Origin of the sequence: Pseudomonas sp. DG56-2, assembly GCF_004803755.1 — a bacterium.
In the GTDB taxonomy this organism is placed as follows: Bacteria; Pseudomonadota; Gammaproteobacteria; order Pseudomonadales; family Pseudomonadaceae; genus Aquipseudomonas; species Aquipseudomonas auratipiscis.
This window is the reverse complement of the sequence record NZ_CP032311.1, coordinates 2,469,205-2,487,870: the sequence shown is the minus strand read 5'-3', so window position 1 is coordinate 2,487,870 and position 18,666 is coordinate 2,469,205. Positions and strand designations below refer to the sequence as shown.

At 59.8% G+C, this 18,666-nt stretch carries 16 protein-coding genes; 4 read left to right on the top strand and 12 right to left on the bottom strand.

Going from position 1 to position 18,666, the window contains the following annotated elements:
• Positions 1–8: 8 nt before the first annotated feature.
• The 9 genes from ureE to phnD form a co-directional block, all read right to left on the bottom strand.
• Positions 9–488 (bottom strand): urease accessory protein UreE, encoded by a 480-nt coding sequence (gene ureE, locus D3Z90_RS11310; protein WP_136475869.1) that lies wholly within the window; start codon positions 486–488, stop codon positions 9–11.
• 10 nt (positions 489–498) lie between these two features.
• Positions 499–2,202: an urease subunit alpha gene (gene ureC / locus D3Z90_RS11305; protein WP_136475868.1), complete on the bottom strand. Its 1,704-nt coding sequence runs from the start codon at positions 2,200–2,202 to the stop codon at positions 499–501.
• Positions 2,199–2,516: an urease subunit beta gene (locus D3Z90_RS11300; RefSeq protein ID WP_136475867.1), complete on the bottom strand. Its 318-nt coding sequence runs from the start codon at positions 2,514–2,516 to the stop codon at positions 2,199–2,201. Before D3Z90_RS11300 ends, ureC begins: the two co-directional genes overlap by 4 nt.
• 9 nt (positions 2,517–2,525) lie before the next feature.
• Positions 2,526–2,828, bottom strand: coding sequence for an urease subunit gamma (locus tag D3Z90_RS11295; protein ID WP_136475866.1), 303 nt, complete (start codon positions 2,826–2,828; stop codon positions 2,526–2,528).
• Between the two features lie 9 nt (positions 2,829–2,837).
• The gene (locus tag D3Z90_RS11290) at positions 2,838–3,671 is read right to left on the bottom strand and encodes an urease accessory protein UreD (protein ID WP_136475864.1); all 834 of its coding nucleotides are present in this window, start codon (positions 3,669–3,671) and stop codon (positions 2,838–2,840) included.
• 233 nt (positions 3,672–3,904) lie between these two features.
• The gene (gene psrA / locus D3Z90_RS11285; RefSeq protein WP_136475862.1) at positions 3,905–4,996 is read right to left on the bottom strand and encodes an iron-containing alcohol dehydrogenase PsrA; all 1,092 of its coding nucleotides are present in this window, start codon (positions 4,994–4,996) and stop codon (positions 3,905–3,907) included.
• 111 nt (positions 4,997–5,107) lie between these two features.
• Positions 5,108–5,932 carry a phosphonate ABC transporter, permease protein PhnE gene (phnE, locus tag D3Z90_RS11280; protein ID WP_136475860.1) on the bottom strand — a complete coding sequence of 275 codons (825 nt, stop codon included), beginning with the start codon at positions 5,930–5,932 and terminating at the stop codon, positions 5,108–5,110.
• The gene (gene phnC / locus D3Z90_RS11275; RefSeq protein WP_136475858.1) at positions 5,929–6,726 is read right to left on the bottom strand and encodes a phosphonate ABC transporter ATP-binding protein; all 798 of its coding nucleotides are present in this window, start codon (positions 6,724–6,726) and stop codon (positions 5,929–5,931) included. The genes phnE and phnC overlap by 4 nt, the downstream gene beginning before the upstream one ends.
• Positions 6,723–7,592 carry a phosphonate ABC transporter substrate-binding protein gene (phnD, locus tag D3Z90_RS11270; protein WP_136475856.1) on the bottom strand — a complete coding sequence of 290 codons (870 nt, stop codon included), beginning with the start codon at positions 7,590–7,592 and terminating at the stop codon, positions 6,723–6,725. Before phnD ends, phnC begins: the two co-directional genes overlap by 4 nt.
• A gap of 113 nt (positions 7,593–7,705) precedes the next feature.
• Between phnD and D3Z90_RS11265 the strand changes: the two genes are divergently transcribed.
• The 3 genes from D3Z90_RS11265 to D3Z90_RS11255 all read left to right on the top strand — a co-directional run bounded on the left by D3Z90_RS11265 (position 7,706) and on the right by D3Z90_RS11255 (position 10,623).
• Positions 7,706–8,575 (top strand): LysR substrate-binding domain-containing protein, encoded by an 870-nt coding sequence (locus D3Z90_RS11265; protein ID WP_136475855.1) that lies wholly within the window; start codon positions 7,706–7,708, stop codon positions 8,573–8,575.
• 123 nt (positions 8,576–8,698) lie between these two features.
• Positions 8,699–9,667 (top strand): quinone oxidoreductase, encoded by a 969-nt coding sequence (locus tag D3Z90_RS11260; RefSeq protein ID WP_371922317.1) that lies wholly within the window; start codon positions 8,699–8,701, stop codon positions 9,665–9,667.
• Between the two features lie 29 nt (positions 9,668–9,696).
• Positions 9,697–10,623, top strand: coding sequence for a LysR family transcriptional regulator (locus D3Z90_RS11255; RefSeq protein ID WP_136475851.1), 927 nt, complete (start codon positions 9,697–9,699; stop codon positions 10,621–10,623).
• A 52-nt stretch (positions 10,624–10,675) separates the two neighbouring features.
• Here D3Z90_RS11255 and nfuA read toward each other — a convergent pair whose 3' ends face one another.
• The 3 genes from nfuA to D3Z90_RS11240 all read right to left on the bottom strand — a co-directional run bounded on the left by nfuA (position 10,676) and on the right by D3Z90_RS11240 (position 14,765).
• Positions 10,676–11,260: a Fe-S biogenesis protein NfuA gene (nfuA, locus tag D3Z90_RS11250; RefSeq protein ID WP_028941949.1), complete on the bottom strand. Its 585-nt coding sequence runs from the start codon at positions 11,258–11,260 to the stop codon at positions 10,676–10,678.
• Positions 11,261–11,317: 57 nt separating this feature from the next.
• Positions 11,318–12,352, bottom strand: coding sequence for an acyltransferase (locus D3Z90_RS11245; RefSeq protein ID WP_136475849.1), 1,035 nt, complete (start codon positions 12,350–12,352; stop codon positions 11,318–11,320).
• A 112-nt stretch (positions 12,353–12,464) separates the two neighbouring features.
• The gene (locus tag D3Z90_RS11240; RefSeq protein ID WP_136475848.1) at positions 12,465–14,765 is read right to left on the bottom strand and encodes a fatty acid cis/trans isomerase; all 2,301 of its coding nucleotides are present in this window, start codon (positions 14,763–14,765) and stop codon (positions 12,465–12,467) included.
• 157 nt (positions 14,766–14,922) lie between these two features.
• Here D3Z90_RS11240 and metH point away from each other — a divergent pair, with 157 nt between their 5' ends.
• Positions 14,923–18,630: a methionine synthase gene (metH, locus tag D3Z90_RS11235; RefSeq protein ID WP_136475846.1), complete on the top strand. Its 3,708-nt coding sequence runs from the start codon at positions 14,923–14,925 to the stop codon at positions 18,628–18,630.
• Positions 18,631–18,666: the final 36 nt, after the last annotated feature.

Here is an 18,666-nt window from a genome sequence, read left to right as displayed (position 1 = left end):
TATCGACTTCAGTGGTGAGCAACGCGAACAAAGGGGTGATCGTTATGGGAGTGGCTGTGCGGTGCGCTCTGATAGGCCCCGGCTTCAGGTTCGAACGGCGCCTGCTCCAGCGTCACCTGCAAGCCCAGGCCGCGAACCATCTCGTCGAGGACGTGGTCGTGTTGATAGCGCAGCAGGCCACCATCAATCTGCAGCGGTACATGTCGGTTGCCCAGGTGATAGCTGGCACGTGCCAGCAACAAAGGATCGGCGCAACGCACCGTGGATACCGGCTCTGCTGCCGCGACCACACGTATCGCCTCGATGCCCTGCTCATCGCTCAACAATTGGCCACCGCGCAGCAGTTGGCCGCGTTCAAGCATCAGTCCAGCCTCGCGCCCATCGTCGAGGGTGACCCGTACCCGGCTCTTGATGCGGGTGTCCAGGGTGAGGGTTACCGTGGCGCTTACCTGGTCGGCTTCTTTGAGCCGTCGTGTCAGCAGAATCATGCGTGCTCCTTCAAAACAGAAAATAACGTTGCGCCATCGGCAATACTGTGGCCGGCTCACACACCAGCAATTCACCGTTGGCGCGCACCTCGTAGGTTTGTGAGTCCACTTCAATCAGCGGCAGCAGGCCGTTGTGCACCATGTCGCCCTTGCGCACAGTCCGGCAGCCATTGACGACGCCAATCAGGCTGCGTAAACCCAGTTGCTGATGGACACCACGCTCATGCGCCGAGCGCGATAGGAAGGTCATTCGGGTAGCGTTGCGTGCAGCGCCCAGGGCACCGAACATTGGCCGGTAGTGCACCGGTTGCGGCGTGGGAATCGAGCCGTTTATATCGCCCATCGGCGCCATGGCAATCATCCCGCCCTTGATCACCAACGCAGGTTTCACCCCGAAGAAGGCCGGTGCCCAGAGCACCAGGTCAGCCAGCTTGCCCGCCTCCACTGAGCCCACCTCATGGGCGATGCCATGGGTGAGTGCCGGATTGATCGTGTACTTGGCGATGTAGCGCTTCACCCGAGCGTTGTCGCTGTGGCTGCTGTCTGGAGCAAGGGGTCCGCGACGACGCTTCATCTGGTCGGCGACCTGCCAGGTACGCAACACCACTTCCCCTACCCGGCCCATGGCCTGGGAGTCGGATGAGGTCATCGAAAACGCGCCGATGTCATGCAGAATGTCTTCGGCGGCAATGGTTTCGCGACGAATGCGCGACTCGGCGAACGCCACGTCCTCGGCAATGCTCGGGTCCAGGTGATGGCAGACCATCAGCATGTCCAGGTGCTCGTCCACGGTATTGATCGTGTAGGGCAAGGTTGGATTAGTCGAGGACGGCAGCACATTGGCAAACGCCGCCGCGCGGATGATATCCGGCGCATGACCACCACCGGCCCCTTCGGTGTGAAAGGTGTGGATGGTGCGATCACCGATTGCCGCCAGGGTGTCTTCGACACAGCCGGATTCATTGAGGGTGTCGGTGTGAATGGCCACCTGCACATCCAGTTCTTCAGCCACGTTCAAACAACAGTCGATGGCGGCCGGAGTCGAGCCCCAATCCTCATGCAGTTTCAAACCCACCGCCCCGGCGTGAATCTGCTCGCGCAACGCCTCAGGCTGCGAGGCATTGCCCTTGCCGAGCAGGCCGATATTGATCGGCAGCTCATCGGCTGCCTGAAGCATGCGCGCCAGGTACCAGGGCCCGGAGGTGCAGGTGGTGGCATTGGTGCCCGTGGCCGGCCCGGTGCCGCCGCCAATAAACGTGGTGATGCCCGAGGTGAGCGCCTCTTCCACCTGCTGCGGGCAGATGAAGTGGATGTGTGAGTCGATGCCGCCTGCGGTGACGATCTTGCCTTCGGCGGCAATCACTTCGGTGCCTGCACCGATCGGCAAGGTAACCCCGGGCTGCACATCCGGGTTGCCGGCCTTGCCGACGCCGAAGATGCGTCCGTTCTTCACACCAATGTCAGCTTTGACGATGCCCCAGTGGTCAATAATCAAGGCGTTGGTCAGCACCAGGTCCATGGCCTCGTTGGCGAGCATCTGGCCCTGGCCCATGCCGTCACGGATGACCTTGCCACCGCCAAACTTGACCTCTTCACCGTAGGTGGTGAAGTCCTTCTCCACCTCGACCCACAATTCGGTGTCGGCCAGGCGTACCCGGTCACCGACGGTCGGGCCAAACATGTCGGCGTAGGCACGACGCGAGATTCGGCTCATGCCAGTGCCTCCAGTTTGCCCATTACCCGCCCTTGAAAACCGTAGACCTCGCGTTTTCCAGCGTAGGGCACCAGTGTCACCGTGCGCGCCTGCCCCGGCTCAAAGCGCACGGCGGTGCCTGCGGCGATGTCCAGGCGAAAACCACGGGTGGGCTCGCGCTCGAAGACCAGGGCGTTGTTAACCTCATAAAAGTGGTAATGCGAGCCGACCTGCACCGGCCGGTCCCCATGGTTGGCCACCGTCACACTAACGGTCTGGCAGCCAAGGTTGAGTTCAATGTCGCCCTGGGCGACCTGTACTTCTCCGGGAATCATCCTGCGCTCCTAGACAATCGGGTCATGCACGGTCACAAGCTTGGTGCCGTCGGAGAACGTCGCCTCGACCTGCACGTCGGTAATCATTTCGCTCACGCCCTCCATTACCTGCTCACGGTTGAGCACATCACGCCCCAGGTTCATCAACTCGGCGACCGTGCGTCCATCACGAGCGCCTTCCATCACCGTGGCGCTAATCAACGCTACCGCTTCCGGGTAGTTGAGTTTCAGACCACGGGCCAGCCGGCGCTCGGCAAGCAGCGCCGCGGTGAACAGCAGCAATTTGTCTTTCTCTCGCGGGGTCAGCTCCATGGCATTCTCTCAAGTGGCCCAGATACGTGGCGGGCATGGCTGCAGGCCGACCACGGCGGGCCGCAAGGCATGCCACAGGCGTTGCAGGGTGAGTTGTAGGGATTGGTTGTCGTGATCGAGCAGGCGCACTACCAGCAGTTGGCCGAGCAACGTTGCGCCAGCAGGTACGTTCAGGTCATTGATGAGGGTGCGGCACTGTTCAAGCAGGTTCTCGTCGGCCGGAAAGGCGCAAAAGGTTGCCTGCAAGGGGTAGCCGCCAAGCTTGTGCAATTGACCACCTTCAATACGCAGGCGCTCGTGCAGGCCGGGGTCGTCGGGTACATCGATCTGTAGGCGGTTGTCCAGTGCACCGTGGCTGAACGTCTCGTGCATCACCGGTCGGCCCAGGCACAGGGTTTCCCACGCCAAAAGACGTGCCCCTGGAGAGAGACTAAAGCGATTTTCCAGGCGCACACGGGCACCGGAAAAACAGATATTGCCCTGCGGCAACCACTCCAGCACGCTGTCGGGTGCCAAATGAAAATGCTGGTTGAGGGTCGAGGTATTGCCGTTGCTGCGGTAAAACTTGGTTGCCCCGGGCATGGTCATCAGCGCATGGCTGCCCGCCTCCAGGTGCACATCGAGCACCAGTTTGTCGCCGCCCACCACGCCGCCGGGAGGGTGCAACACGTAGACGTGGCACGGCGCGCCCTCGGGGTAGAACGGTCGTTGCACCAAAAGAGGACCAAAATGACGTCGCGCACCAATACAGGTCTTTTCCCCGCGTCGAACGAAGCGCAGCGACAACTCGGCACTCCAGCCGGTAGCGCACGCTGCGAGGTCGAGGGGTTGGGCAAGCGTCATGAGTCTGATCCCTGTATATGCCAATTCCGACGCTTTCAAGGACAGGTCTTACTCCAACCGGCGCAGTTGCCAGGTTGCAGGCTTGACCAATCGATCAGCAATCGATGCAGGGGACAAAGCACATAACGGGCCAGAAGTTGTCGCGCGGCCCTCCCTGGCCGCGCGCAATCACGTTAAACCAGCTGACGCAGGCAATCCCTCTTGATTGGTGCAACAGGAAACAGCAGCGAACGTCAGGCGGCGGAGGCGCCGATAAAGTTCTTGCCCCGGGCGCCCTGCAAGGCATGGGCGATCATGGCCTGGGCCTCGTCGGCATCGACGCCGTAGTCGGCGAAGTCGGTCATGACCCCAAGGTTATGGAGGAACGCGCGCAGGCGGGTACTGGCCTGGTCCAGATTCGGCCCGAAGATGCGCTGCAAGGTGCAGTCGCGGGCACTGTCACGGCCCCAGGCCAAACCCAGTACCAGCGGCAATGAGAACGAACAGGCGATGCCGTGGGGCACGCCATGACGCAAGGTCATCTCGTAGGAAATCGAGTGTGCCAGCGCCGTCTTGGTATTGGAAAACGCCATGCCGGCCTTGAGTGCTGCCAGCGCCATGCGGGCGCGCAGGTCACGGTTGCCCAGGTCACGTTGCAGTTGCGGCAGGCAGTCGAGGATGTCTTCGATTGCCGATACCGCGAAGGTATCGGAGAGTGGGTTGGCATTGACGTTCCAGATCGCTTCCAACGCGTGAGACAGCGCATCGAGCCCGGTAGACACCGTGACACCGGCGGGCACGGTGAGCATTAGTTCCGGGTCGACAATCGCCGCCTTCGGCCAGGTGCAGTCCAGGTGCAACGAATACTTCTTCTGCGCAGCACTATCCCAGATCGTCGCCCAGGGCGTTACCTCGCTGCCGGTGCCGGCAGTGGTAGGAGCGGCAATCAGCGCTTTGCTGCGTGCCGGAGTGAAGGGTTTGCCCAGGGCCAGAAGACCGAGCAACTCATCGAACTGCCCGGATTCGGTGCCGACGATCAACGCCTTGGCGGTGTCGATGGCACTGCCACCCCCCAGCGCGATCACCGTCTGGCAATGTTCTGCTTCTACCCAGAAGCGTTCGTAGGTACTGCGCAGTTGAGCCACATCCGGATTGGGTTGCACGTCTTCGACGATGTACACCAGACGCTCGCCCAGCAGCGCCTGGACGCGGTCAATCAAACCCAGTCCGCGCGCCTCCGGAAACGTCACCAGGGCGACGTTGTGGTTTTCACTCAAGGTGCAGATCTGGTCGAGGCTGCCGCTGCCGAAGCAGGTCGCCACCGGGTTATGGAAAAAGGCAGGCATAGCGGTTTCCTTTATTGTTGTTCTGGCTGGGGACATAGTCGTGGCCTAACAACATTCGCTCAAATCGATTGGTTTAAGGCTTGCATTGGTTGAACCGATAACGGCGCAGGGCTAGTGACGGTTATCGCCCTGGATACGGCGGCGCAGGCGACTGGAAAGCAGATCAGCAGCCACGACCATCAGGGTGATGACAATGATGCAGGTGGCGGTTTCCTGGTATTTGAACAATTTCAGGCTGCTGACCAACTCGAACCCCAGCCCCCCTGCCCCGACCATGCCCAGCACCGTTGCCGAACGCAGATTGACTTCGAAGCGGTACAGCACCACCGCAATCCAGGCGGTGATCACTTGCGGGATGACGCCGAAGACGATCACCTGCAGCGGTCTGGCACCGGTGGCCTGCAGCGCTTCAATTGGCCCCTGGTCGATCTCTTCGATGCTGTCGGCGAAGAACTTGCCGAGCATGCCGACCCCGTGGAGCGCCAACGCCAATACACCGGGAAACGGCCCAAGGCCTACTGCCGAAACGAACACCAGGGCCAGGATCAACTCGTTGATGCTGCGAATCACATTGAGCAGTTGCCGGGTACCGGCATACAGCCAACGATTGCCTTGCAGATTGCGCGCGGCGAGAAATGCCAGGGGTATGGCGAAGACAATCCCCAACAGTGTTCCCCACAAGGCGATTTGCAACGTCTCTACCGCGGGCTGCCACAGGCGCGGCAGAATGCTCAGGTCCGGTGGCATGGAGCGCGCCAGAAAGTCGCCGATCTGCGGCAAGCCGCTGCTCAATTCCGACCAGCTCAATTGTGTACCTTGGGCACTCCAGTGCAGCACCAGCACCGCCAGCAGCACCCAGGCGCCGGTGACCAACCAGCCGCGTGCGGTATCGGGGGTGCTGACCAGCCAACGGTATGTCGACGGCAGATTGTTCATCGTGCAAGCCCTCCTTGCAGTTGCAACCGCGCCATTGCCGGTACAACCTGCTCATCGTCGAGACGTTCGAGTTGCGGGTAGATTCGCTGCAGGCTGGCCTCATCGAGGCGTTCATGATGGCTGTCGAACACCAATCGGCCATGCGCCAAGCCGACAATGCGATCAGCAAATTCCTCGGCCAGGTCCACTTGATGGAGATTGCACACCACGGTAATGCCCAACTCTCGCGTCGCATCGCGCAAGTACTGCATCACCCTGCGAGCCGTCTTGGGGTCGAGGCTGGCAACCGGCTCATCGGCGAGAATCACCTTTGGCCGTTGTGCCAGCGCTCGGGCAATCCCCACGCGCTGACGCTGACCACCCGAAAGCGAATCGGTACGTGCCTCGGCCTTGTGCTGCAGGTCGACGTGTTGCAGGCAGTTCAGCGCCAGAGCCACGTCGCTGCGACTGAACAACTGCAACACCGAAGCCAGGGTCGACAGTGACCCCAGGCGCCCGGTCAATACGTTCTTGAGCACCGACAAGCGCGGCACCACATTGTGATGCTGAAAGATCATTGCCACCTGCCGGCGCAGCTCGCGCGGACGTTCGCCGCCCATGGCGTCGATTGCGCCAATCTGCAACTCACCACTGTCTGCCTGCACCAAGCGATTCATGCACCGCAGCAAGGTCGACTTGCCAGCACCGGACTGACCCAGCACCACGACGAACTCGCCCGCCCCGATGTCCAGGTCGATGCCCTTGAGCACCGGGTTGTCGCCGTAGTCTTTGCGTAGTGCGCGGATGCGGATCATTTCATGCTCCGCAAGTCGAGATCGAGCACTTTGGCGGTATCGCGCACCACGTCATAAGCGGCGTCGGTGGTGGGTTGAAAGCCATTGAGCAGCCCCTGATCGCCCCAAGGCACATCTTTGATATTGGCCATGGCGGCCGCCAGCTTTTGCTTCAATGCCGGGTCCAGGTTCTGGCGCCAGACCATGGGTGATTCGGGAATATCGGCCGACGACCAGACAATCTGCAGGTCGTCCGCCTTGACCTGTCCCTGGGCCACAGCAGAAGCGTAGATACGGTCGGCTACCGCTGCGGCGTCCACCTTGCGATTGGCGACGGCAAGAATACTGGCATCGTGGGAGCCGGAGAAAATCACCCGTGAAAACAACTTTTCCGGCTGGTAGCCGGCGGCTTCCAGGCCTGCCTTGGGGAACAAATGGCCAGAGGCCGAACTTGGGTCGACAAAGGCGAAGGTATGTCCCTTGAGGTCGCTCAGTTGCTCGATACCACTGTCTTTGCGCGCCACGATCTGACTGCGATAGGCGCTCTTGCCGGCCTTTTTGGTGACGGCCACGGCGAAAGCGTCGACACCCGCCACTTGATGGGCAAGCACATAGGAGAACGGCCCCAGGTAAGCGACATCAAGTTTGCCGGCGCGCAATGCTTCGATCACACCGTTGTAGTCAGTAGCCACGAACGGCTTGACCGGCATGCCCAACTGACGCTCCAGATCTGCCAGCACCTGCTTGCTGCTCTCGATCATGGCCTGGGAGTCTTCGGAGGGAATCAGGCCGATGCTCAGTGACGACTGTGCAGAAACCTGGGTACAGGCCAACAAGGGCAAAAGACCAAAGCCGGTCAAACGCAACAGTTTGGCAAACGGGTTCATGGAGGACTTCCTGCAGGTGTTGTTTAGGTCGCTCCACACTAGGGCTGTCACGTGACAGTCACAGCTTCAAATCACTATGCGTTTTCCTGCAAAACCATTGATGGAAGCTATGGATGTCTACCACCAAATTGCGCACCTTCCTTGCTGTCGCCCGCCAGGGCAGTTTCAGCGCCGGCGCTCGCGCCCTGGGTCTGAGCCAGCCGACCGTGACCACGCAGATCCAGGCCCTGGAGCGCGACTACAACGTCGAACTGTTTCATCGCCGCGGACGGCGCATCGAATTGACAGTGGTCGGCCGCCAATTGCTGCCGATTGCCCAGCAACTGGGTGTGCTGGAGCTTGAAGCGTTCAACCTGCTGCGCGATTCCGGCAAGCTCAATCGCGGGCAATTGAAGATTGGCGCGGTGGGGCCCTTCCATGTCATTGAAATGGTCGATGCCTATCGTCAGCAGTACCCACAGATCGACCTGTCGATCAAGGTCGGCAACTCAGCCTCGGTGTTGGCGGACCTTGAAAACTACGTTACCGATGTTGGCGTACTCGCCGGCCTGCACGACGATCCAGCCTTCAGCGCACAGTTGTATGCACGTCATCCCGTACTACTGTTCGCGCACGCCGACCATCCCTTGGCACGCTTCGATGAAATCCCACTGCAGGCCCTGCAAGGCCAGCCCCTGCTGCACCGCGAGAGCGGCTCCACCACCCGTCTGGCGTTGGAGAAAGCCTTGCACGCAGACGATGTCACGCCGCGGGTGGTCATGGAGATAGGCAGCCGCGAGGCATTGCGCGAAGCGGTGATACGCGGGATCGGTGTTGGCGTGGTGTCGGAGGCTGAGTTCATTGCCGACCCACGGCTCAAGGCGATCCGTTTTCGTGGCAATCCAGTGAATACCGAAACCTATCTGTACTGCCTCGCCGAACGCTGTAACAGCCAGATCATTTCGTCGTTCCTGCACCTGGTGGCTCGAGCGCAGAGTGCGTGAAAACGGCCCCGATTGCTGCATGTCATGCAGCATTGAAATGCTTTTTCATATAATTGCTGATGATCCAATCAATAAATATCCTCGTACGCAGCACTTACTACCGCGAGGAACTGAGTCATGGTCATGCACGTTTATCTTGAACAACCGGGCGCCCCACAGGTGATGCAGCTGCGTTCATCGCCAGCGCAAGCACCAGGCGCCGGAGAGGTCTGGCTGGAACAGGCAGCTATCGGCGTCAACCCTCTGGACCTGCTCCAGCGCAAAGGCGACGCCCCGCTTGTCCTGCCCTCGGGTCTGGGCCTGGAAGGCGCAGGAACGGTAACCGCACTGGGTCCCGGCGTGAGCACGCTACAAGTCGGTGACCGCGTGGGCTATGCCACCGGTCCAGTCGGCGCCTACGCCAGCGCTCGGTTGTTTCCAGCCGAGCGCCTGGTCAAGCTGGCGGACAACATAAGTTTCGAAGAGGCCGCAGCCGTATTATTCAAAGGGATTACCGCCCAATACCTGCTCAAAAGCACTTACCCGGTAGGCCCCGGCACACGGGTGTTGGTCTATGGTGCGGCTGGAGCACTGGGCCAATTGCTGGTGCCATGGGCCAAGCATCTCGGGGCCTTTGTCATAGGCGTGGTGTCCAAGGCTCAAAGCCTCGACAGGGCCAAGGCTGCTGGATGTGACGAAGTGCTAGTATTCGACGCCCCGACACTGGCCGCGCAGGTACTGGACCTGACCCACGGACATAAGGTCGACGTTGTCTACGACTCGGTTGGCCGGGCATCGCTTCAAGCTTCGCTCGACAGCCTGCGCCCACGCGGTGTACTGGTGTCGTTCGGCGCGACTTCTGGTGCCCCAGAGCCGCTGGCCATGAGTACGCTGAACAGCAAGGGCTCGCTGTACGTAACCCGCCCTTCCCTGGCTGCGCACACCGCTACGGCGCAGGAATATCAAGACCGTGCGCAAGACGTGCTGGCAGCGGTGGCCGCAGGTATCATCAAGCCGCGGATCTGGAAGCGCTACCCGCTGGCCGACGTGGCCGCGGCTCACGACGACCTGCAGCAGGGGCGCAGCCAAGGCGCGATCATCCTTACTACCTGAGCGTAAACCGAGCGAGGCACAGCACCGACATGGACCCGTTCGACAGCCGCCACGCCGACGAGCTAAGTACGCTTCTGGCGCTCTTTGCCCAAGGCTCCTTCGCGGCCGCTGGCCGACTACTGCAGCGCCACCCTTCGGTGTTGTCCAAACGCCTGGGTGCGATGGAACAGCGCCTGGGAATACGCCTGGTGGAGCGCACCACCCGCCAGTTGCGCTTTACCGACGAAGGTTTGCGACTGGTGGAGCGCTTGCAACACGCAGCCAGCCTGATCAGTGATGCTGAACGAGAAGCCGCCAAGGGTGCAACCGAAGTCAGAGGACGCTTGCGCCTGGCACTGCCGTCATCCATGGGCAGAATCTGGCTCAGTCCAATGCTGGCCGAGTTTGCCCTGGCCTTTCCTCAGGTCACCGTCGAAACCCTCTACTCGGAGCGTTTTGTCGATCTGATCGGCGAAGGTTTTGATGCAGCGATTCGCATTGGCGAGCTGACTGACAGCCGACTGGTGGCCCGCAAGCTCTGCGATCACCAGCGCATCCTCTGCGCCTCACCCGCCTACCTGGAGCGCTACGGGCAGCCGCAGTCACCCGCTGATCTGGTGAGCCACAACTGTCTGGGATTCACCGAACTACGCTCCTACCCACAGTGGCACCTTTATCGCCGGGGTGAATTGCAAAGCGTAAAAGTGCAGGGCTCGATGCACAGCAACGACAACGAAGCGCTGCTTGGCGTGGCGCGAGCAGGGGTCGGGATTTTCGCCGGTGGCGACTGGCTGATGAAGAAGGATCTGGATAGGGGCACGCTGCAGCGGGTACTGCCGCAGTGGCAACTGGACAATGACGCTGGCGTCTATCTGGTTCGCCCTGGTGCACGCTTCAACACTGCCGTAACCACTGCATTCAAGCAATGGATCGAGAGCAAATTTGCCAATGGTGCACCCTGGCGCGCCTGCCGTTAGCCCGCTCCTACCGGGGAGTGCATCTTCGCGGTAGGAGCAGAGACAGACAGCCTTAGTAGTAGGCGTTCTCTTTCTGGCTGTGGTCGGTGACGTCACGTACGCCCTTGAGCTCTGGAATACGCTCAAGCAAGGTACGCTCTATGCCTTCCTTCAAGGTCACATCAGCCTGGCCACAACCCTGGCAGCCGCCGCCAAACTGCAGCACGGCAATGCCGTCTTCAACCACTTCGATCAGACTCACCTGACCGCCGTGACTGGCCAGCCCCGGATTGATCTCGGTTTGCAGGTAGTAGTTGATGCGCTCGTTGATCGGGCTGTCTTCGTTGACCATCGGCACCTTGGCGTTTGGCGCCTTGATGGTCAGTTGGCCACCCATGCGATCAGTGGCGTAGTCGACTACTGCATCTTCAAGAAACGGTACGCTGACCGCATCGAGGTAAGCCGTAAAACTGGCCAGACCCACGGCGGTATCTTCTGGCTTTTCTTCGCCTGGCTTGCAGTAGGCAATGCAAGTTTCCGCGTAAGTGGTGCCTGGCTGGGTGATAAAAATGCGAATGCCAATACCTGGGGTGTTCTGCTTTGAGAGCAGATCGGCCAGGTAATCATGCGCGGCGTCGGTAATAGTTATGGCGCTCATGGAAGTTCCTCACAGACTTGCCGGCAGTTTACGCCAACCTGGCCGCCGAACAAAGTCCTAGTAATTATGTCGGGAAAGCATTGCGGGTACCTGCGCCCCCGCCGGCGGCGCAAACCAGTCGCGCATACGCCGGTAAAGACGCTTTTCCAGCAACTGATAGCTGGCCCAGGACAACAGCGCAATCAACGGCACGCACACGCTGAATACCGCATAGGGATTCAAGTGCAACCGTTGGCTGGCAAACCAACCGGCGTAAAGCACCAGTACATGCACCAGGTACACCGAATACGAGCAATCGCCCAGGGCTTTGAGCACGCGGTTGTCCTTGAAATAAGGTTCCAGCGATACACACGCCAGCACTATCAACGCACTCGGCAAGCCCCAATGCAGCAAGCGCTGCGAGGCGTCGAGAAAGTGAATAGCCACGCCCGCCGCCAACAGGATTGCCAGTGGCAGCCACACCCCCTGGGCAATCCAGCCCCGGCGATAAAGCACGCCAACGCCGATGCCCAGCACAAACTCATAGACAATGTTGTTACGGTAGAAGTGATTGAGCAAACCGACACGGGTCAGCACTTCGCTGACCAGCAACAGCGCAGCTGCCACCAGCAACAACCGGTGCTGCTGACGCACCAGAAACACCAATGAGAACAGCAGGTAGAAAAACATCTCGTAGTTCAGCGTCCAGCCGACGTTCAAGGTCGGGTACTGCCCATACCCCCCGGGATTTTCCGCGGGGATGAACAGCAGGGACAAGAGGAAATGCTCAAGGTCGAAAGCCTGGTGCGGCATCCACTGTCGGGCAGTCAGCAACAGCAGGCCCATCAATGCCGTGTAAAACCAATAGGCCGGTACAATGCGCAATGCTCTATTGAGCAAAAAGCGCTTGGGTTCAATGACCTTGTCGCAGGTCGAGAGGTAGATCACCAGCCCGCTGATAACAAAGAAAACATCCACCCCCACCGCGCCGCGCTCAACCAGAAAGCGGCCGATCGGCCCACTGGCGTGGAAGTCGAAAAAGATTTGCATGAAGTGATGGCAAACCACCACCCAGGCAGCAAGTGCCCTTAAAGCCTGAAGCGAAAACAACATCCGGATACCTGCGCCTGAATCCTACTCAAGCCCCGCTTGCAGGCGGGGCCATGTCAAGGACTCGGACCGCAGGTGGCCGGGAAAGGTCAGATGACCTTCCCGGCGGTCGCTTTCAGAGGTTTTCGTAGCGGTTCATATCCAGAACCCCCTCTTCCACCGGTTCAGTCTCTTGGATATAGCGGCTGAGGTCGTGAAAGTACTGCCAGAACTGCGGGTGGCTACGACGCACACCCCAGCGCATGACCACGCGCTCGAATTTGCCAGTGTCGTCACGGGCTGCTTCCAGGTCCTCGACAAACTCCGGCACGTCGGCTGCTGGCACGTTGAACATAAAATTCGGATAGCTGCTAAGCACTCCGGGGTACAGCGTCAAGGTATCCAGCCCCGGTTGGTAGCGGTAAGCCTCACCCAACATGAACGCAACGTTGCTGTGAGCACGGTTGCGCAGCAGGCTGTAGACCAGACGCTGGCCATTCTTGTCTTCGATGCGCAACAGGGTCGCCTCGGGCAATTGACCGATAACCTTGAGCCCGGCTGCCGGACGCGACACCAGGCGACTCAAGGTCTGCTCGACGCCACGAAACTCTTCGTTCATCTGTGGTCGCGAGCAGTACGCACCCTGGCAACGGTTGATTGGATCAGGCGCGGCGTTGAGGCTGCCGGTGCGCTGGATCAGCTTTAAGCCGAAATCACGTTTGGGGTCAGATGCGTCGAGTTTCAGTGCAGTCGGGGTGTCGGTATCGATGTCCTCATAGTCCAGCCACATCTTGACCTTGCCACTGTTCTGGTACCAATCGCCAAGGATCGCGCTACGCGCATCGGCTGGCATCAGGCGCAGGAAGTTGACCTCGGCACCGTTGCGGATCAAGTCGAAGTACAAGCGCGTCTGCGCTTGATGCGAGACATTGCCATAAACGTCGAAATTGACCGCCAGCTGATAGTAGGTGCGCTCAAGCAATGGATAGTCGAACAGCCAGATAGTCTTCGGCACATCGCCAATCAAGCCCTTGGTTACCGAAGCGCTGTCGAAGTGGCGGAAAATCGTCAACAAGGCATTGTCATTACCGGCCCACAACGTTGACCAGCTCGGCGCTGGCATCTCCGCGTAGGTATCGCGGCGCAACTTCTCGTACTCGTTGCGCTTGTCGCGATAGGCGTGCCACAGACTGATGATGCTGCCTACGTCGTCGATCTGGCCCGGCATGGCCAACAAAGGTGTCGCCTGGCCCCGGTACTCGGCATCAGTCACGTAGCGATCATGCACCGGTTCCTGGAACAGCGCCCAGAACTGGTCGCGAATAACGTCGGTGGCAATCTGGCCACGGCAAACCGGGCCGCGAATGAAGGTACGGACGAAATACTCGGCGTTATCCAGCATGAACTGGTAGCGCGCCACGGCCGGGATTGCTTCGAAGGTTTCAAACGGGTTGGCGCGGTGACGCGGGCCGTAGCCTGGCAACGCATTGGCATGCCAGTCGCCGCTATAGAACAGCTGTTTGACGCGTTTGAGCTTTTGCGGGCCCATCGGGTAAGTGATGTGAGTCTTGTGCACAATCACACCCTGTACCGGCATCAGCCGATAATAAAAATCGGTGCCCGGCGGATCATTGGGACGACGCGTTGCAATCAAGTCGATCGGCTGGCCACTGGGCGTTCGCGAACGCACCCACTGGAAGAAATGCCCTGGCTCCCCACCCACGAAATAGATGTGGGCGAGGAACAAATGTTCGTATAACCACCGCCCCACCAGTGCCTCGGTAGACCCCGGACGGTTGAGCAGCGCTTCCCAATCGGCGATCTGCGCAGCTTCCGTGCTACTGGCTTGAATCGGGTTGCTCTCCACTGGTGCACCGGCTGCCAGCCAACGCTGCAGGGTCTGGTACTCGGCTTCGGTGAGGCCTGTGACGGCCAACGGCATACCTTCTTTTGGATGGGCGCCAGCATAAGCGTCGAATTCACCGGGCTGCGGGCACATATTGTTGCGGTTAAGGCCTAACACAATGTCTTCGGGCAGCTTGGCATTGGGCGTCAACGGGGTCTTGTGGCCCAATTCGAGCATTCGCGCCATCAGCGCAGCCTGGCTGCCCTGATTATCCAGCACCGAATAGAAACCCTTGCGTTGCCAGGCCTCGGTGCTGTGGGCGTCGTAGAACAGCCGGGTTGGCGCGACGGCTGTACTGCGGTCGCCTTGATAGACCGGCACTTTTGAAGCGCCGCGCGAAGCGCCTTCAGCACTGCCCAGATTCAACTGGCAGGCAGCGTCGTTGCAGGCGTGGCAGGCCACGCACTTCTGGGTGAAGATCGGTTGAACATCCCGGGTATACGAAATAGCCGAGCTCGATTGGGGGGCTTGCCCAAACGCTGCGCCGCTGATGAGCAGAGCGAATGCGCCGGCAAGTAAACGATGCACCATGTGCCAAGAGTCCTGGGTATTGAAAGCTTCACGATTCTACCGGTGCTGGCGGCGCGCCAACATGAATGAAATTCATGTAAATCCTCGACACGTCTAAAAACCGCGCAGCTTTGTTATTATTCCGCAACTTTTGTCTTTGCCCGACCAGGTAGTCCTAATGTCTGACCGCAGCGCTCGTCTCCAAGCACTTCAGCAAGCACTCAAAGAGCGCATTCTGATTCTCGATGGCGGTATGGGTACTATGATCCAAAGCTACCGCCTGGAGGAACACGACTATCGTGGCACGCGCTTCGCTGATTGGCCAAGCGATGTCAAAGGCAACAACGACCTGCTGTTGCTCTCGCGCCCCGATGTGATCGCAGCGATCGAGAAGGCCTACCTGGACGCAGGTGCCGATATTCTCGAGACCAACACCTTCAACGCCACGCAGGTTTCCCAAGCTGACTACGGCATGGAATCGCTGGTCTACGAATTGAACGTCGAGGGTGCTCGCATCGCACGGCAGGTTGCCGATGCGAAAACACTGGAAACGCCGGAAAAGCCGCGCTTCGTTGCCGGTGTGCTCGGCCCGACCAGCCGCACCTGCTCGATTTCCCCAGACGTCAACGACCCAGGTTATCGCAACGTTACTTTCGACCTGTTGGTAGAAAACTACACCGAAGCGACCCGTGGCCTGATCGAAGGCGGCGCCGATCTGATCCTGATCGAGACGATCTTCGACACCCTTAACGCCAAGGCGGCAATCTTCGCCGTGCAGCAGGTGTTCGAAGAAGACGGCCTGGAATTGCCGATCATGATTTCCGGAACCATTACCGACGCGTCTGGGCGTACGCTGTCGGGGCAGACCACCGAAGCCTTCTGGAACTCGGTGCGCCATGCCAACCCGATCTCGGTAGGCCTGAACTGCGCACTGGGTGCCAAGGACCTGCGTCCATACCTGGAAGAGCTGTCGACCAAAGCTGGCACCCATGTGTCTGCGCACCCTAACGCCGGCCTGCCCAACGCTTTTGGTGAGTACGACGAAACCCCGGCTGAAATGGCCGCAGTGGTCGAAGAATTCGCTGCTAGCGGTTTCCTCAACATCATTGGCGGTTGCTGCGGCACGACACCAGGCCATATCCAGGCGATTGCCGAGGCGGTGGCCAAGTACCCACCTCGCGTCATTCCAGACATTCCCAAGGCTTGTCGCCTGTCGGGACTGGAGCCGTTCACCATTGATCGCAGCTCGCTGTTCGTCAACGTCGGCGAGCGGACCAACATCACCGGTTCTGCCAAGTTCGCCCGCCTGATTCGTGAAGAGAACTACACCGAAGCCCTGGAAGTCGCCCTGCAGCAGGTCGAAGCAGGTGCCCAGGTGATTGACATCAACATGGACGAAGGGATGCTTGATTCCCAGGCGGCCATGGTCAAGTTCCTCAACCTGATCGCCGGCGAACCCGACATTTCCCGTGTACCGATCATGATCGACTCCTCCAAGTGGGAGGTGATCGAGGCGGGTCTCAAGTGCATCCAGGGCAAGGGGATCGTCAACTCGATCTCGATGAAAGAAGGCGTCGAAGCCTTCAAGCATCACGCCAAGCTTTGCAAACGCTACGGCGCAGCCGTGGTAGTGATGGCCTTCGACGAGGTTGGTCAGGCCGATACCGCCGAACGCAAGCGTGAAATCTGTAAACGCAGCTACGACATCCTGGTCAATGAAGTGGGCTTTCCCCCAGAAGACATTATCTTCGACCCGAACATTTTTGCCGTGGCCACCGGCATCGAAGAGCACAACAACTATGCCGTCGACTTCATTGAAGCCTGCGCCTACATTCGCGATCACCTGCCCTACGCCCTGACCAGCGGCGGGGTATCCAACGTATCGTTCTCGTTCCGCGGCAACAACCCGGTGCGCGAGGCGATCCACTCGGTGTTCCTCTACCATGCGATCCAGAACGGCCTGACCATGGGTATCGTCAACGCCGGCCAGTTGGAGATCTACGACGAGATCCCGGCGGTGCTGCGCGAGAAAGTCGAAGACGTGGTGCTCAACCGCACCCCGGAAGGCACCGACGCCCTGCTGGCCATCGCCGACGACTACAAAGGTGGCGGCGCCGTCAAGGAAATCGAAAACGAAGAGTGGCGTTCGCTACCCGTTGACAAGCGCCTGGAACACGCCCTGGTCAAAGGCATCACTGCCTTTATCGTCGAAGACACCGAGCTGTGCCGTCAGCAATGCGCGCGACCTATCGAGGTCATCGAAGGCCCTCTGATGAGCGGCATGAACGTGGTGGGGGACTTGTTCGGCGCAGGCAAGATGTTCCTGCCGCAGGTCGTTAAATCTGCGCGCGTGATGAAACAGGCGGTAGCCCACCTGATCCCGTTCATTGAATTGGAAAAAGGCGACAAGCCTGAAGCCAAGGGCAAGATCCTCATGGCCACGGTCAAGGGTGACGTGCACGACATCGGCAAGAACATCGTCGGCGTGGTGCTCGGCTGCAACGGCTACGACATCGTAGATCTGGGTGTAATGGTTCCGGCCGAAAAAATCCTGCAGACTGCCCGTGAGCAGAAGTGCGACATCATCGGTCTGTCCGGCTTGATCACCCCGTCGCTGGACGAAATGGTTCATGTCGCCCGGGAAATGCAGCGCCAGGACTTCCACCTGCCGCTGATGATCGGTGGTGCGACCACCTCCAAGGCGCACACGGCGGTGAAGATCGAACCCAAATACAGCAACGATGCGGTGGTCTACGTGACCGACGCCTCGCGTGCCGTGGGGGTTGCCACGCAACTGCTGTCCAAGGAACTCAAGCCCGGCTTCGTCGAAAAGACCCGCCTGGACTACATCGAAGTACGCGAGCGTACTGCCAATCGCAGTGCCCGCACCGAACGCTTGAGCTACGAGAAATCGATCGCCGCCAAGCCGGCATACGACTGGGCAGGCTACAGACCCGCGAAGCCAAGCTTCACCGGTGTCAAAGTGCTGGAGAATATCGATCTCAACGTGCTCGCCGAGTACATCGACTGGACGCCGTTCTTCATTTCCTGGGACCTGGCAGGCAAGTACCCACGTATTCTTACCGACGAAGTGGTCGGTGAAGCGGCCACCGCGCTGTTCAAGGATGCCAAGGAGATGCTCACCAAGCTGATCGACGAGAAGCTGATCAGCGCCCGTGCGGTGTTCGGCTTCTGGCCGGCCAACCAGGTCGATCACGACGACATCGAAGTGTATGGCGAAGACGGCCAACCATTGGCCAAACTCCACCATTTGCGCCAGCAGACCATCAAGCCGGATAACAAGCCGAACTTCTCCTTGGCCGACTTCGTCGCGCCGAAAGAATCCGGCATTACCGACTACGTCGGCGGCTTCATCACCACCGCAGGTATCGGTGCCGAGGAAGTGGCCAAGGCATATCAGGACAAAGGCGACGACTACAATTCGATCATGGTCAAGGCCCTTGCCGACCGCCTGGCCGAAGCCTGTGCCGAGTGGCTACACGAGCAAGTGCGCAAAGACTATTGGGGTTACGCTAAAGACGAGCACCTGGACAACGAAGCGCTGATCAAGGAACAGTACTCCGGTATCCGCCCTGCCCCCGGCTACCCAGCCTGCCCGGATCACACCGAAAAGGAAACCCTGTTCAAGCTGCTCGACGGCACCGCCATTGGCGAGACAGGCCCTAGCGGCGTGTTCCTTACCGAACACTTCGCCATGTTCCCGGCAGCTGCGGTGAGCGGCTGGTACTTCGCCCACCCACAGGCGCAATACTTCGCAGTGGGCAAAGTCGACAAGGACCAGATCGAGAGCTACACCGCCCGCAAAGCCCAGGACCTGAGCGTAACCGAGCGCTGGCTGGCACCTAACCTGGGATATGAAAACTAAAAGCTGCAAGCTGCAAGCTGCAAAAGGCCCGGTGCC